The sequence below is a fragment of the Carnobacterium divergens DSM 20623 genome (genome assembly GCF_000744255.1).
In the GTDB taxonomy this organism is placed as follows: Bacteria; Bacillota; Bacilli; order Lactobacillales; family Carnobacteriaceae; genus Carnobacterium; species Carnobacterium divergens.
Genome location: NZ_JQLO01000001.1, coordinates 1514892 through 1529340, shown reverse-complemented (window position 1 = coordinate 1529340; position 14449 = coordinate 1514892). Strand labels below are relative to the sequence as shown.

15 protein-coding genes are annotated in these 14449 nt (G+C 34.7%); 14 read left to right on the top strand and 1 reads right to left on the bottom strand.

Annotated elements, in window-relative coordinates:
• Positions 1-270 precede the first annotated feature (270 nt).
• The 6 genes from BR52_RS07450 to BR52_RS07425 all read left to right on the top strand — a co-directional run bounded on the left by BR52_RS07450 (position 271) and on the right by BR52_RS07425 (position 5503).
• On the top strand, positions 271-1413 hold the full coding sequence (locus BR52_RS07450; protein ID WP_034570980.1) for an ABC transporter substrate-binding protein: 1143 nt from the start codon (positions 271-273) through the stop codon (positions 1411-1413).
• 100 nt (positions 1414-1513) lie between these two features.
• Complete coding sequence (locus tag BR52_RS07445) at positions 1514-2392, top strand: branched-chain amino acid ABC transporter permease (RefSeq protein ID WP_034570977.1); 879 nt, start codon at positions 1514-1516, stop codon at positions 2390-2392.
• Between the two features lie 9 nt (positions 2393-2401).
• On the top strand, positions 2402-3373 hold the full coding sequence (locus BR52_RS07440) for a branched-chain amino acid ABC transporter permease (RefSeq protein ID WP_034570974.1): 972 nt from the start codon (positions 2402-2404) through the stop codon (positions 3371-3373).
• On the top strand, positions 3370-4143 hold the full coding sequence (locus BR52_RS07435) for an ABC transporter ATP-binding protein (protein ID WP_034570971.1): 774 nt from the start codon (positions 3370-3372) through the stop codon (positions 4141-4143). Before BR52_RS07440 ends, BR52_RS07435 begins: the two co-directional genes overlap by 4 nt.
• 1 nt (position 4144) lies before the next feature.
• Positions 4145-4849, top strand: coding sequence for an ABC transporter ATP-binding protein (locus BR52_RS07430; RefSeq protein WP_034570968.1), 705 nt, complete (start codon positions 4145-4147; stop codon positions 4847-4849).
• A 3-nt stretch (positions 4850-4852) separates the two neighbouring features.
• Positions 4853-5503 (top strand): CBS domain-containing protein, encoded by a 651-nt coding sequence (locus BR52_RS07425; protein WP_034570965.1) that lies wholly within the window; start codon positions 4853-4855, stop codon positions 5501-5503.
• Between the two features lie 57 nt (positions 5504-5560).
• Here the strand turns inward: BR52_RS07425 and BR52_RS07420 are convergent, their stop codons facing one another.
• Complete coding sequence (locus BR52_RS07420) at positions 5561-6529, bottom strand: Gfo/Idh/MocA family protein (protein WP_034570963.1); 969 nt, start codon at positions 6527-6529, stop codon at positions 5561-5563.
• A gap of 212 nt (positions 6530-6741) precedes the next feature.
• Between BR52_RS07420 and BR52_RS07415 the strand changes: the two genes are divergently transcribed.
• The 8 genes from BR52_RS07415 (at position 6742) to BR52_RS07380 (ending at position 14289) form a co-directional block, all read left to right on the top strand.
• Positions 6742-7770, top strand: a complete 1029-nt coding sequence (locus tag BR52_RS07415; protein ID WP_034570960.1) for an AI-2E family transporter — start codon at positions 6742-6744, stop codon at positions 7768-7770.
• A gap of 145 nt (positions 7771-7915) precedes the next feature.
• Positions 7916-8449 (top strand): hypothetical protein, encoded by a 534-nt coding sequence (locus tag BR52_RS07410; RefSeq protein ID WP_034570957.1) that lies wholly within the window; start codon positions 7916-7918, stop codon positions 8447-8449.
• A gap of 424 nt (positions 8450-8873) precedes the next feature.
• On the top strand, positions 8874-9629 hold the full coding sequence (locus tag BR52_RS07405) for a M15 family metallopeptidase (protein WP_034570955.1): 756 nt from the start codon (positions 8874-8876) through the stop codon (positions 9627-9629).
• 39 nt (positions 9630-9668) lie between these two features.
• Positions 9669-10301, top strand: a complete 633-nt coding sequence (locus tag BR52_RS07400; RefSeq protein WP_366945600.1) for a glycoside hydrolase family 73 protein — start codon at positions 9669-9671, stop codon at positions 10299-10301.
• A 77-nt stretch (positions 10302-10378) separates the two neighbouring features.
• Positions 10379-11074: a beta/alpha barrel domain-containing protein gene (locus tag BR52_RS07395; protein ID WP_034570951.1), complete on the top strand. Its 696-nt coding sequence runs from the start codon at positions 10379-10381 to the stop codon at positions 11072-11074.
• A 20-nt stretch (positions 11075-11094) separates the two neighbouring features.
• Entirely contained in the window at positions 11095-11415 is a 321-nt protein-coding gene (locus BR52_RS07390; RefSeq protein ID WP_034570949.1) for a putative heavy metal-binding protein, read from the top strand.
• 139 nt (positions 11416-11554) lie between these two features.
• Entirely contained in the window at positions 11555-13582 is a 2028-nt protein-coding gene (pbp4, locus tag BR52_RS07385; RefSeq protein ID WP_236707169.1) for a penicillin-binding protein PBP4(5), read from the top strand.
• 65 nt (positions 13583-13647) lie between these two features.
• Positions 13648-14289: a DNA alkylation repair protein gene (locus tag BR52_RS07380; RefSeq protein WP_034570945.1), complete on the top strand. Its 642-nt coding sequence runs from the start codon at positions 13648-13650 to the stop codon at positions 14287-14289.
• Positions 14290-14449: the final 160 nt, after the last annotated feature.

Here is a 14449-nt window from a genome sequence, read left to right as displayed (position 1 = left end):
TTTAAAATACTTCTTAAAAAGCCAATCGTTTTGTTACTTTTTAAGAAGTTTATTTATCGAAATTTTTCAAAAATAAATAAATACGAAAATTCTATACAAAACAAATTATTAAAAGATTAGTACCCTAAGGTTAAAAAGAATCTTTTCTTTTTTTATACAGAAAACTATTGCTTAAATTGTCAGAATATTCTATACTATCTAACAAGGAGATTAATTGTCAGAATATTTAAATAATTAAACCTGGATAGAAGCACATTGGGAGGAAAAGATATGAAAAGATTCGTTGCAAGTTTAGCAGTATTGGCATTGTTTGCTACAGGATGTGGTGCTGGGGGCACTGCAAAAGATTCAGACACCATCAAAATTGGAGCAAACTTTGAATTATCAGGGGAAGTTTCAGCTTATGGAACAGCAGAATATCAAGGAGCAAAACTAGCTGTTGATGAGATTAACAAAGCCGGTGGCGTTTTAGGAAAAAAATTAGAATTAGTCAAATTAGATAATAAATCAGAACCAACTGAATCAGCAAGTGTAGCGACCAAATTAGCTACGAAAGAAAAAGTAGTGGCAATCGTTGGCCCGGCAACATCAGGAAATGTAAAAGCAGCAACTCCAAGTGTCACAAAAGCAAAAGTTCCATTAGTTACCCCTTCAGGGACAGATGACTCTGTCACAGTTGAAAAAGGACGTCTTCAAGAATACATTTACCGTGTTTGCTTCCAAGATTCTTTCCAAGGTGTAACCTTAGCGAATTATGCTAACAAAGATTTGGGCGCCAAAAAAGCCGTCATTATTGGGGATAGCTCAAGTGATTATGCAAAAGGATTGACTAAAAGTTTTGAAAAAAGCTTCAAAGGAGAGATTGTTGCAAAAGAAAGTTTTACAACAGGAGATAAAGATTTTAAAGCTATTTTAACAAAAATCAAGGACAAAGATTTTGATGTCCTATATATGCCTTCATACTATGAAGAAGCAGGATTAATTATCAAACAAGCTCGTGAATTAGGCATTCAACAACCTATTCTTGGAGCAGATGGTTTTGGAAATGAAAAATTAGTTGATTTAGCATTGCCTGAAAATTTAAACAATATCTATTATACGGCACATTATTCGGATCAAAGTACAGATAAAAAAGTCCAAGATTTCGTAGCGGCTTTTAAAAAGGAAAACAAAAAAACACCTGATGCGTTTTCAGCACTTTCATACGATTCTGTATACATGATTGCAAAAGCAATTGAAAATGGAAAAGAAGCAACACCAGAAAAAGTAAATGATGCTCTTGGTAAAATAAAAGATTTTGAAGGCATTACAGGGAAAATTACAATGGATAAAGAACACAATCCAGTAAAATCAACCCTTGTAATCAAGCTTGAAAATGGGAAAGAAGTTAGCAACACAGTAGTAAATCCTTAATCCAAGTAAAAAGGTGACTAGGTGTAACGCTTGCCTAGCGCCTTTTTGATTTAAAAATGGCAAAGATTTCTTTGCAAACTAATGAATAGTGAGGTGTCAAATGGATAACTTAATTCAACAACTAATAAACGGACTGTCCTTAGGCAGTATTTATGCATTGATCGCGCTAGGCTATACAATGGTTTATGGCATTATCAAATTAATCAACTTTGCTCATGGTGAAATCTACATGGTTGGCTCTTACGTGGGATATACTGTTATTCGTAATTTTAATCTTGGACTTATTCCAGCTTTACTTTTTTCAATGATTTTTTGTGCAATCTTAGGAGTTATAATTGAACGTGTAGCCTATAAACCTTTACGAAAGGCAACCAGAGTAGCGGCTTTGATTACCGCAATTGGTGTGTCCTTCTTATTGCAGTACACAGTGCTGCTGATTATGGGACCTGAAGTTCGGGCGTTCCCTGAGACAATCAAAAATAAAAGTTATGAATTTTGGGGCATTACCATCAATGAACAACAGATTACTATTTTTGTTGTGACCGTTGTTTTGATGTTGGCGTTGCAGTTTATTGTGAAAAAAACCAAAATGGGGAAAGCCATGCGTGCAGTAAGCGTGGATGCAGATTCGGCTAAATTGATGGGAATTAATGTAGACAATACTATTTCATTTACCTTTGCGATTGGTTCCGCATTAGCGGGTGCCGCGGGTGTTTTGGTAGGGATTTATTATAATTCGATTGCGCCAATGATGGGAACAGCACCCGGATTGAAAGCTTTTATCGCAGCTGTTTTAGGTGGAATTGGCATTATTCCAGGAGCGATGTTTGGAGGATTTACTATCGGAATTATTGAAACATTAATTAGCGGATATGGCAATTCAATGATTAAGGATGCAGTAGTTTATGGCATCTTAATTTTAATCTTAGTTGTGAAGCCTTCTGGACTTCTTGGAAAAAATACAAAAGAAAAAGTGTAGGTGATAAAAATGAAACAATTTAATAAATACAATCTTGGCTGGCTCATTTTTATTGCGGGCGCTTATTTACTCATTTGGTTAGGAATTTATCTTGGATTAATTGATGCTTTTTATGAAATCACCCTGATTACAATTGGTCTTAACATCATTTTAGCGCTAGGGTTGAATTTGATTATCGGATTTTCGGGACAATTTTCATTGGGTCACGCAGGTTTTATGTCGATTGGTGCGTATTGTTGTGGAATTATGACTTTAAAAATTCCTACAATGCTAGGGTTTGCAGCGGGTATTTTACTTGGGATAGCCGTAGCTAGTTTGGTGGCGTTGGTAGTTGGAATTCCAACGTTACGTTTAAAAGGAGATTATTTGGCCATTGCAACATTAGGTGTGTCAGAAATCATTCGAATCGCTATTTTAAATATGGGAGATTTGACAAATGGAGCTGCTGGTTTAAGTGGCATTCCGTACTTTACAACATGGCAAATTTTATTTATCTTTGTAGTTTTAACAACCATTATCATTGTAAATTACATTCGTAGTAGTCCGGGAAGAGCGACAATTGCTGTTCGAGAAGATGAGATTGCAGCAGAATCAATGGGAATTTATACGACAAAATACAAAACCATTGCCTTTATCATTGGCGCAGCGACGGCAAGTATCGCAGGTTCGTTACACGCGACTTACTTCAGTGTGATTAATCCATCTGATTTTGGTTTTATGAAATCTGTTGATATTTTAATTATTGTGGTTTTTGGTGGTTTAGGGAGTATTACCGGAACCTTTATTGCAGCTATTCTATTAGGGATTATCAATATTGTTTTGCAAGATTTTGGTGCAATTAGAATGATTATCTATGCGGTAGCATTGATTGCGATTATGGTATTTAAACCTTCTGGTTTGTTAGGCACAAAAGAATTTACGATTAAAGGATTGCTTGATCGGTTGCATAAAAATTCTCCTAAAAAGGAGGGAGAAGAATGAGTTTATTAGAAGTAAAAAAATTAACGAAGAACTTTGGCGGTTTAGCGGCTGTTTCAATGGTGAATTTAGAATTAGGAAATAATGAATTGGTGGGATTAATTGGGCCAAATGGTGCGGGTAAAACGACCTTATTTAACTTGTTAACAGGCGTTTATGCTCCATCCGAAGGAACCATTGATTTAACTGTAAACAATAAAACGCAGAGACTTAATGGCAAGAAGCCCTATAAAATTACTGATTTAGGTTTAGCAAGAACATTTCAAAACATTCGTTTATTTAAAGAACTAACTGTGTTGGACAATGTTTTAATTGCGATGCATGGCAAAGATAAGGTAGGTACTTTACGAAGTATTTTAAGAACCCCAGCGTTTTATCAATCGGAAGAAAAAATGAAACAAGAAGCTATAGCGTTGCTTAAATTGTTCAAATTAGAAACAAAAGAAAAGGAATTAGCTAAAAACTTACCTTATGGGGAGCAACGAAGATTAGAAATCGTTCGTGCTTTAGCAACAAAGCCTAAAATTTTATTTTTAGATGAACCGGCAGCTGGGATGAATCCGCAAGAAACAGCTGAGTTAACAGTCTTGATTCGCCAAATTCAACAACAATTTCAAATGACTATTTTGTTGATTGAACACGATATGTCTTTAGTAATGAAGGTGTGTGAACGAATCTATGTTTTAGAATACGGTCGCATGATTGCACATGGAACGCCAAATGAGATTAAAAATAATGAGGCTGTTATTAAGGCCTATTTAGGTGGTGACTAGTATGTTAAAAGTATCCGATTTATCAGTTCATTATGGAGTAATTCAAGCAATTAACAAGATTAATTTTGATGTTCATGAAGGCGAAATCGTGTCGCTGATTGGTGCCAACGGGGCCGGGAAATCAACGATTTTAAAAGCAATTACAGGCTTACATCGAAGCAGTCAAGGAGAGATTCTCTTTAAAAATCAAGCCATTCAAAAAGCGACGACTAAAAAAATTGTGGAAGCAGGCATTTCTCTTGTTCCGGAAGGACGCCATGTTTTCAGCGGTATGACCGTTTTAGAAAATCTTGAGTTAGGTGCTTATTTAAGAAAAGATAAAGCTGAAATCAAAAAAGACCTCGAACACATCTATGATCGTTTTCCTGTTTTAGCCGAACGAAAGAAACAAGATACCGCCACATTATCAGGTGGTGAGCAACAAATGGTAGCAATGGGGCGAGCAATGATGTCACGACCAAAGTTGTTGCTTCTCGACGAACCGTCAATGGGGCTAGCGCCTATCTTCATTAAAGAAATTTTTAATATTATCGAAGCTATTAATCAACAAGGAACGACAGTGCTTTTGATTGAACAAAATGCGAAAGCCGCTCTTTCAATAGCTGATCGAGGATACGTTCTTGAAACTGGGAAAGTTGTATTAACAGGAACAGGAAAAGAATTATTAGCCAGCGATGAAGTTCAAAAAGCTTATCTAGGAGGGTAACCAATGGATGTCCATACGTATATGTCAAAAGAAGTGATTACCATTTCGCAAGATACAAAAATTTTAGAAGCATTGGATGTGATGAAAGCCCATAAAATCCATCGCTTGCCAGTAGTTGAAAAGGGGCAGTTAATTGGGTTAGTAACAGAAGGTGTAATTCAACAAAATTCACCATCCACTGCAACGAGCTTAAGCATTCATGAATTAAACTATCTGTTGACTAAAACGACGGTTAAGGAAATTATGCTAACCGATGTTAAAACGATTTCCCCAAATGCTTTACTAGAAGAGGCTGCGGTAAGAATGCGAGAGAATCAGATTAGTGTCTTACCAGTCGTTGAAAACCAAAATCAAGTAGTGGGAATCATCACAGAAAAGGATATTTTTGATGCATTTATTGATTTACTAGGCTATTACAATCAAGGCTGTCGCGTTGTAGTAGATATTCCAGAAGATCATACTGGTATTTTAGAAAACATTACTCACTTATTTGCCACAGAAAAGATGAGTATCGATCAAATTGCCGTATATCGTAAGACAGGGTTAACGCAAGTCGTGATTCAAGTGGCAAGTACCGATGATGCGAAAATTAAAGAGATGTTAACCCAGCAGCACTACCATGTAAGTTCGTGTCTTTTGAAAAATGGCAAATAAAATAAAAATCATAGTATGTATTGGTCTCATACCAATACATACTATGATTTTTTAGTTTTATTCAAAGTCGTAATGTAATCCCCATCGTTCACGAACGGTATCCATTATAGTTAAGACATCGTATGAAAGTGGTAAGAAAGGATCTTTTTTATTTGCTAATATCCAATCTGTCAGGGCAGTAGCCTCGTAATTTAACGCCTCTCCACTATTTCCAGCTTCAATAAGTTCTGTTTTTCCATCAGGTCGAGTTAATGTCGCTGACGTTGCACGAGGGTAATCATCTACAGTGATATAACCGTCTTCGCAAGCGATGATTCCTCGTTTTGGCATTTTGGCACGGAAGGTAAGTGAAACAACAGCCATTTCATTGTCTTTATTTTTCAAAATAATCCCTGATTGCTCATCCACACCTGTTTCAAATAGATTCATAGTGGTTAAGATTTCATTTGGCTGACTATTTAAAAAGAAACGAGTAAAAGATAACGCATAAGTGCCAATATCAAATAAAGCGCCACCAGCGAGGGCTTTATTGTAAAAACGATTAGTAGGATCAGTTTCCTTTAAGCTTCCAAATGAAACTTGGAGCATTTTTAATTTTCCAATGGTTCCACCATCTACAAGTTCTTTTAATTTATGGTAAAGTGGCATATGGTAAATCGTCATAGCCTCAGATAAAATCAAGTGCTTTTCAGCTGCCAAATCCATAGCTGCTTTTAATTGTGTACCATTCATTGTAATGGCTTTTTCACAAAGAACATGTTTTCCTGCCTGAAGACTTTTCATAATCAAGTCATAGTGATGACTGTGAGGTGTTGCAATGTAAACGATGTCGATGGCTGGATCCTTTAATAGATCATCGTAATTGCCATAAGCGTTTTCAATTTGATGCTTTTCTGTAAATGCTTTTGCTTTTTCAAGAGAACGTGACCCCGCTGCATAAAGCGTAGCGTTTGGTGCCTTAAAGCTAGTGGCAAAGCTACTTGCGATATCCCCTAAACCTAGTATTGCCCAGTTGACTGTTTTCAATATAAAAACTTCCTAAGAATGAAGATAAATCAATCATCTTTCAGCATCATTGTAACAAAAGAAGTAGTCAATTCATAGTATAAAAAATGGGCTGAATTATTCCTTTTTCAATAATCAATTAAAGAAATCACTAAAATCGTCTTGATTTTTTCAAAAACGATTTTCTTATAGTGTTTCATAGGTTAGAATAGAAATGAAGGGGTTGAAGGTGAATGACAACATGGGAGAAGTTTAGACAAAATGCGTCACTAAGACGTTTTGTCGTTTTTTTAGTAATTTGTTTGGTTTTATACTTAATTAAAGAAGTTTTAAGCTTAATTTTATTAACTTTTATTTTTACCTATTTAGTAATGCGGTTAGTAAAATCAATTCAAAAACGAGTTAAAATATCCCCTAAAATTATTGTGGTGGTTACGTATTTATTGATTGTTTCTTTATTTTATTTTGCAGTGACACACTACGTACCAAAACTGATTTTTCAAACGGGACAAATGATTGAATCGGTTTACCATTTCTATGAAAAACCACATAATAATAGTGTGATTTTAGATTGGATCGGTCGAAATTTAGATAGCGCTGAAATTAAAGATCAAGTGAAATCGGGAATTGCTTTGATCTTTAGTTATATTACAAGCATTGGCTCAATGAGTTTAACGTTCGTTTTATCTTTCATTTTAAGCTTTTTCTTTTCAGTAGAAGAAGAGCGTGTTGCGAGTTTTAGTAAGTTATTTTTCAAAAGTAAAATTGGTTGGTTTGCTAAGGATGTCGCTTATTTAGGTGGGAAATTTATTGATACTTTTGGAGTTGTGATTGAAGCGCAATTCTTAATTGCGATTGTGAATACAGTGATTACGATGATAGGGTTATACATTTTAGGCTTTCCTCAATTATTAACACTGGCGATTATGGTCTTTATTTTAAGTCTAATTCCAGTAGCTGGAGCCTTTATCTCTTGTATTCCTTTAAGTTTGATTGCCTATACAGTAGGTGGTTTCCAAGATGTACTCTATGTTTTAGGAATGATTTGTATCGTGCACATGCTTGAATCCTATGTCTTAAATCCTAAATTAATGTCTTCAAAAACAGAGCTTCCTATTTTTTATACCTTTATTATTTTAATGTTTTCTGAGCGTTTCTTTGGAGTCTGGGGGTTGATAGTTGGAATTCCAATTTTTATTTTCTTATTAGACTTACTGGATGTGAAAACGATTCGCCGTAAACTGACTAAAAAAGAAAGTTAACTGTTTAAAAGTTCCTTATTAAAATATTAATAAGGAACTTTTTTTGATGTTCAGATATCGTAATAGTTGTAAATTCACTTATTAAGTGTAAAATAAAGGTAGTTGTAGCAATCATTTAACTTTTTATTCTAAGGAGGAACCAATGATGAATCAAGCACTTGTTAGAATTGTTTTAATGGCTATTAAGGAAAAATATGTAAGTGAAAAGGCATTTTATAAAGATCAATTAGGAATCACCCCTCAAAGTTGGGATCGCTGGAAAAAAGGCGAGCAAGGACTGAAAAGTGAAAATATGCAGAAAATCGCTCGATTGTTTACGGAATACGAATGGATGCTTGTTCAAAAAGTATGCCGAAATGCGACAATTTTACCAGAAGTCGAAGCCAATCCAGTCACTGAATTTCAATCAATCAAATTTCATGTTGCAAAAAAATGGGTAGATACTGGAGTAGCAACGCTTAAATTCAAACAGTCAGATCAAAAGACAAATCAATCGTCTCAATTAAAACCAGCCGTAACAACACTAAGCATTGAAATGAATTATGACTTTTGGAGCTATAAAGATCGAATTGAGTTGCGTTTACCAGGTGTAATCCAACAGCAGATTGAAACAGAAAAACAAGATCTACTAGAATGGTTTAATGAAAATATTGAAGAAGAGTTTAAAATAATTGAATAACGATTATAAAAGGAATTTGTGAATAAAAGCAAATTCCTTTTTTTATTTAAATAATGAAAGGAAGTAAATTGCTTATTAAAAAATTAACTTTTTAATGGTATGATAGCTCTAGATGTTTAATAGTAAAAATTATTTTATTAGCAAGAAGCTTATTTTTGTCCATTTTTATTTTTGATAGTAGTTTTTAAATAACGATAACAATAGATTTATCTTAAAAATAGTCTTGTTTTTTTGACAAATTTTAAGTTATCTATTAATTTTAAAAACAGTTGCATTTAGTAAATGAGTCTACTTTAAGAATCGCTTCTATTAAAATAATTATTCGAAAAATATCTCAGACTGTTTATTGCTCTGATTATTTATGAACAACTTACATAAATGACTGGCACATAAAATTTGAATAAAAGAATTGGAGTTTTAAGTTATGTACAAAAAAGTATCAATCGTGTTATTAAGTTTAACAATTCTAAGTGGATGTCAATTTTCTGGAACAACTGCGGAATCTAATAAGGACACTTCCCATTCAAAAGAAATAGCCAAAGACACAGCAACAAAAACAAAGAAACAAGAAGATCCTTTACCTAACGTATCTTCAAATAATTGGAATTTAATTTTAGTCAACAATGACCACCCAATGGAAGCCATTGAAACACCATTGAAGGTTTTGCCAAATGGCCTACAAATTGATGAACGAATGGAAACAGATTACAATGCTTGGATGAACGCAGCCAAAGAAGCTGGCTTTAATATGGTATTAGTTTCTAGCTATCGTTCATATGATTTACAAAAACAAGTATACAACCAATCCATTTCAGACAACCAAAGCCAAGGGATGAGTTATGATGATGCTGTTGCTGAAACAAAAAAATATGTCGCTTTTCCTGGATCAAGTGAACATCAAACAGCTTTAGCGATTGATATTGTTGACGATGAATGGTTGGCAACAGGTAAAGGATTAATTCCTGAATATGATCAAACTGCCTCTCAAAAATGGCTTGTTCAAACAATGAAAGATTATGGCTTTATTTTAAGATTTCCTAAACACAAAGAAGATCTTACTAAAATTAGTTATGAGTCATGGCATTTTAGATATGTTGGAAAAGAAAATGCTGCCTACATTATAGATCATGATTTATCGTTAGAAGAGTATATTACCAAACTTCAAGAAGCGGGAAAATAACACATTCTAATGAGATTAAATAGAAAGGAGAGAAGCTTGTTGGTAAAAAAGAAAAGTAAATTTGTATTTTTTGGAAAGAAACGCACGATTTTCCCTAGTTATATTGTAGCCAGTTTATTTATTGTGTCGCTTATTTTTTTCGGCACCCTTTCTCTTCTTTCTAAAGTTTCACCAAAAGAAGAAGCAACAGTTGAAATTAGTCAAGAAGAACAGTTTATTCAAAAAATCGCTAGTCATGCACAAGTTCTCTACCAACAATATCAAGTATTGCCAAGTATCAGTATTTCCCAGGCAATATTAGAGTCAGATTGGGGCACAAGTGAATTGTCAACCTTGAATAATAATTTTTATGGTATCAAAGGAACCGATGCAAGCAATACCGTTTTGATGACCACGAAAGAATTTGAAAATGGCCAATGGATTGAAATCAACGCACGCTTCAGAAAGTATGAAGACTGGAAAGAGTCAATGGAAGATCACGCAAAACTCTTTGTTAATGGAACAACTTGGAATGCAGATCAATATGCGACTGTTAGAGCTGCTAAAAATTATCAAGAGGCTGCACATGCTTTACAAGCATCGGGTTATGCAACAGACCCAGACTACCCAGCTAAATTAATTGAATTGATTCAACAATACAAACTTGATCAGTATGACCAAAAAGGACCATAAAAATTTATTTTTTTATGGTTTTTCAATAGCTTCTTTTTTGTAAAACAAGTAAAATAGAGCTACGAAGGAGTGATACAATGAAAGGTAAACAAGAACAAACGATTCCGACAATTACAACGGATTTACGAAAAGATATTATTACTGTTCCGAAGTCTATTAGTCAGGCAAGTGGGATTCGTATTTTTGGAAAACTGATTCGATCTATTATTTTTACAACAGATATAGCGATTATTTGCAACAATGATGCAGATGCAGTGATAGCTGTTTATCCTTTTACACCTCACCCAGCGATTATTCAAAGCATTACCTTAGCAGCCAATATTCCTGTTTTTTCAGGAGTAGGTGGTGGACTTACTCATGGGAAACGATCAGCGAATATCAGTTTATTTGCTGAAGCACAAGGCTCATTAGGCGTCGTAGTGAACGCGCCAACACCTACAAGTACGATTAAAGAGATCAGTGATAATATCGATATTCCAATTATTGGAACCATCGTTTCAGAATTTACAGATATTCAAGAAAAAATGAATGCTGGAATCAGTATTTTAAATGTCAGTGGTGGTGCGCATACAGCAAAAATGGTGAAAAAAATACGCAAAGATTTCCCCGATATTGCCATAATCGCCACTGGTGGACCTACCGAAGAATCTATTATTGAAACAATTGAAGCCGGTGCAAATGCTATCACCTATACGCCACCATCAAATGGTGTTTTATTTAGTAAAAAAATGGAAAACTATCGTGATAAAGAGGAAGCCCAGTTTCAAGAATAAATCAAAAGGAGGAAGAGAAGATGATTATTACAACAACTAATTCAGTAGAAAATAAAACAATCAAAAGCTATGAAGGCATCGTATTTGGTGAGGTGATTTCAGGTATCAATATGCTAAAAGATATGGGAGCAGGCCTTCGCAATATTTTTGGTGGACGCTCACAAGGATATGAGAACGAGTTACTAAATGCTCGTACTGAAGCGTTGAAAGAAATGGAAGAACGAGCTAAAACAATGGGAGCCGATGCTGTTATTGGAGTGAAGATGGATTACGAAGTATTAGGTGCTGATAATGGAATGTTGATGGTAACTTGTAGCGGTACAGCAGTTAAATTAAATTAAAAATATGAAAAATTAGAGGAAGAAGTACAAATTCTACTCTGATTTTTTTATTTCTTAACAAATTTTTTACTATCATTCCCTATTTTGTTGGCATATAATAAAATAGAGAGTGCTTTAAATTGAAAGGAAGTTGATGGTTTTGGGAGAGTCTCGTAGTCAAGAAAAAAAGCCAACTAAACTAGGATTGATTATTGGTGCAGTTGTTTTGGTAGTTGCTATTATTGGAGGAACAAGTTATTATTTTTGGAGCAATAGTCACAAAGATGAAAATGCAGCTAATGATGCCGCTAAAGAATTTACAACCGCTTTAAAAAAACAAAATTTTAAAAAAGTCAGCCAACTAGTATCTCCTCAATCTTTAAAAGCAGTGGATTATACAAAAGAAAGTTTGATGGATAAATACACAACTATTTTTGATGGTATTGGAGCTAGCAATATTGAAATCAAAGAGTTAAAAGTTGAACCTGTTACAAAAAATAAAGAATATAAAATGAGCTACACAATGAATGTTACTACCAGTTTAGGTGAATTGAAACCAGAAAAACATGAAGCGAAGTTAACCAAAGCTGGAGATGATTATTTAGTAGACTGGGATGCCCATTTGATTTTTTCTAAAATGGAAGCAACGGATAAAATCAGTGTGACCACAACAACCGCTACTCGTGGAGAAATTCTCGATAAAAATGGAGAGCCTTTAGCCAATCTTAAAAAAATCCCAGAAGCGGGTATCGTCCCAAATGATTTAGGCGAAGGCGATGCGAAAACCGAAGCAATTAAGACTATTAGTGAAAAGCTTAGTGTACCAGTTGAAACGATTGAAAAAAAATTAGGTGCAAGCTGGGTAAAACCTGAGCTATTAGTTCCAATTAAAGTGATGAAAGCAGGAGATACGCCGGTTATTCCAGGTGTCCAATATACATTAAGAGAAATGAGAAATTATCCTCTTAACGAAGCAGCTGCCCATTTAATTGGTTATGTCGGAGAAGTTTCAGCAGAAGACATTGAAAAAAATAAATCCTTAAATGCTGGAGATATTATTGGGAAATCTGGCTTGGAAGCAGCTAAAGATAAAGAATTACGTGGTAAAAATGGTGGACGCATCGTTATCAACGATAAAGACCAAAATTTAAAAGCAGTTCTTCAAGAAGTGGATAAAGTCGAAGGGAAAACAATCACCTTGACAATCGATAGCAAGATTCAAAAGCAAGCCTACGATCAAATTCAAGGTCAAAAAGGCTCAGCAGTAATGATGAATCCAACGGATGGTTCATTGATGGCTTTAGTAAGTAGTCCATCTTATGACGCAAATTTAATGACAAGTGGCATTTCGTCAGCAGAATACGACCAATATGCAAATGACAAAAATTTACCATTCTTAGCTAGATACGCTAGCAATTATGCGCCAGGTTCGACGTTCAAAACAATTACTGCAGGAATTGGGTTAGATGCAGGAATCACTACACCAGATAAAACCCATGATATTAGTGGCCTAAAATGGCAAAAAGATTCCTCTTGGGGAGATTATTTTGTCACACGAGTAAGCGACGTGCCAACTGTTAACATGACACAAGCCCTTGTTTATTCTGATAATATTTATTTTGCCCAAGAAGGTTTAGCAATGGGAAAAGAAACCTTTGAAAAAGGGTTAAACAAATTTATTTTTGGTGAAACGTTAGACTTGCCAATTGCGATGGATCCAGCACAAGTAGCCAATAAAAAAGGCCTTAATAGCGATATCTTATTGGCAGATACAGCATACGGACAAGGTCAATTGCTAATGAGCCCAATCCAACAAGCAGTATCTTACACGCCTTTTGCAGACAACGGTCAAATTAGGTATCCAAAATTACTATCCGATCAAAAAACAGCTGAATCAAAACAAGCGATTACGGATAAATCAGCAACAATTGTAAAAGATGCGTTAATTGAGACAGTAAATTCCCCACAAGGAACAGCTCATACGTTAGCTATTCCAGGGCATCAAATTGCCGCTAAAACCGGAACCGCTGAATTAAAAGAAAAGCAAGACACTAAAGGAGACGAAAATGCGTTCTTACTAGCCTTTGACGCTGACAATAACAATTATTTATTAGTAGCGATGTTAGAAGGCGGAACGAGTCGAGATGTTATTTCAAGAATGCGTCCTGTTCTTGAAGGTATGTATTAAAAAATAACAAAAGCAGTTATCTTTTCTAAGGTAGCTGCTTTTCCCTATTCAAAAGGAGAGCAAGCATGATAAAAGTTGTATTGACTCAAAATTCAGCCAAGCAAGAAGCGATGGCGAAATACATGAAAAATCAGTTCCCATTTGCAGGGATAAGTGCACCTCTTAGAAAAATCCAATCTAAAGAGATGTTAAAAGAAAGTAAAACTTGGCCAATTCAAGAAGTTTTATCAGAAGTTAAACGCTACTATGCGCTAGAAAGTCGTGAATACCAGTATATTGCAATCGATTTATTGCAACAAAACATTAAGCGACTCAGCTATGAAGAGTTTGCTCCATTATTTTACTTAGTGACGGAAAAGGCATGGTGGGATTCTGTCGATTCATTAAGAGCAGTTATTTCAAGATGGTGTTTAGTAAATCCTGAAAAATTTGATTTAGTATTTCAGCATTTTACAACAAGTGAAAATTTTTGGAATAGACGAGTGGCAATCAATTTGCAGCTAGGATACAAGGAAAAAACACAAACAAATTATCTGCAAGCAGCAATTGTTCAAGAGATAGATACGAATGAATTTTTTATTCAAAAAGCAATCGGCTGGTCACTTAGAGATTATAGTAAAAGCAACCCAGCTTGGGTAAGAAAGTTTATTTTAGAAACTCCTAATTTAAGTTCACTAGCTGTTCGAGAAGGGACGAAGTATCTTTGATAAAGGCGAATATTAAAACAAGACATTTTTTTAATGTCTTGTTTTTAATCATTCTCCAAAGAGAACGTTTTCAGCTGGTTTTCATCAAATTAGTGTTGCTCTTTTAGGGTTTGTGTGTTAATTTAATAGAAATAGAAATCCTATATTTACTGGTTTAAAT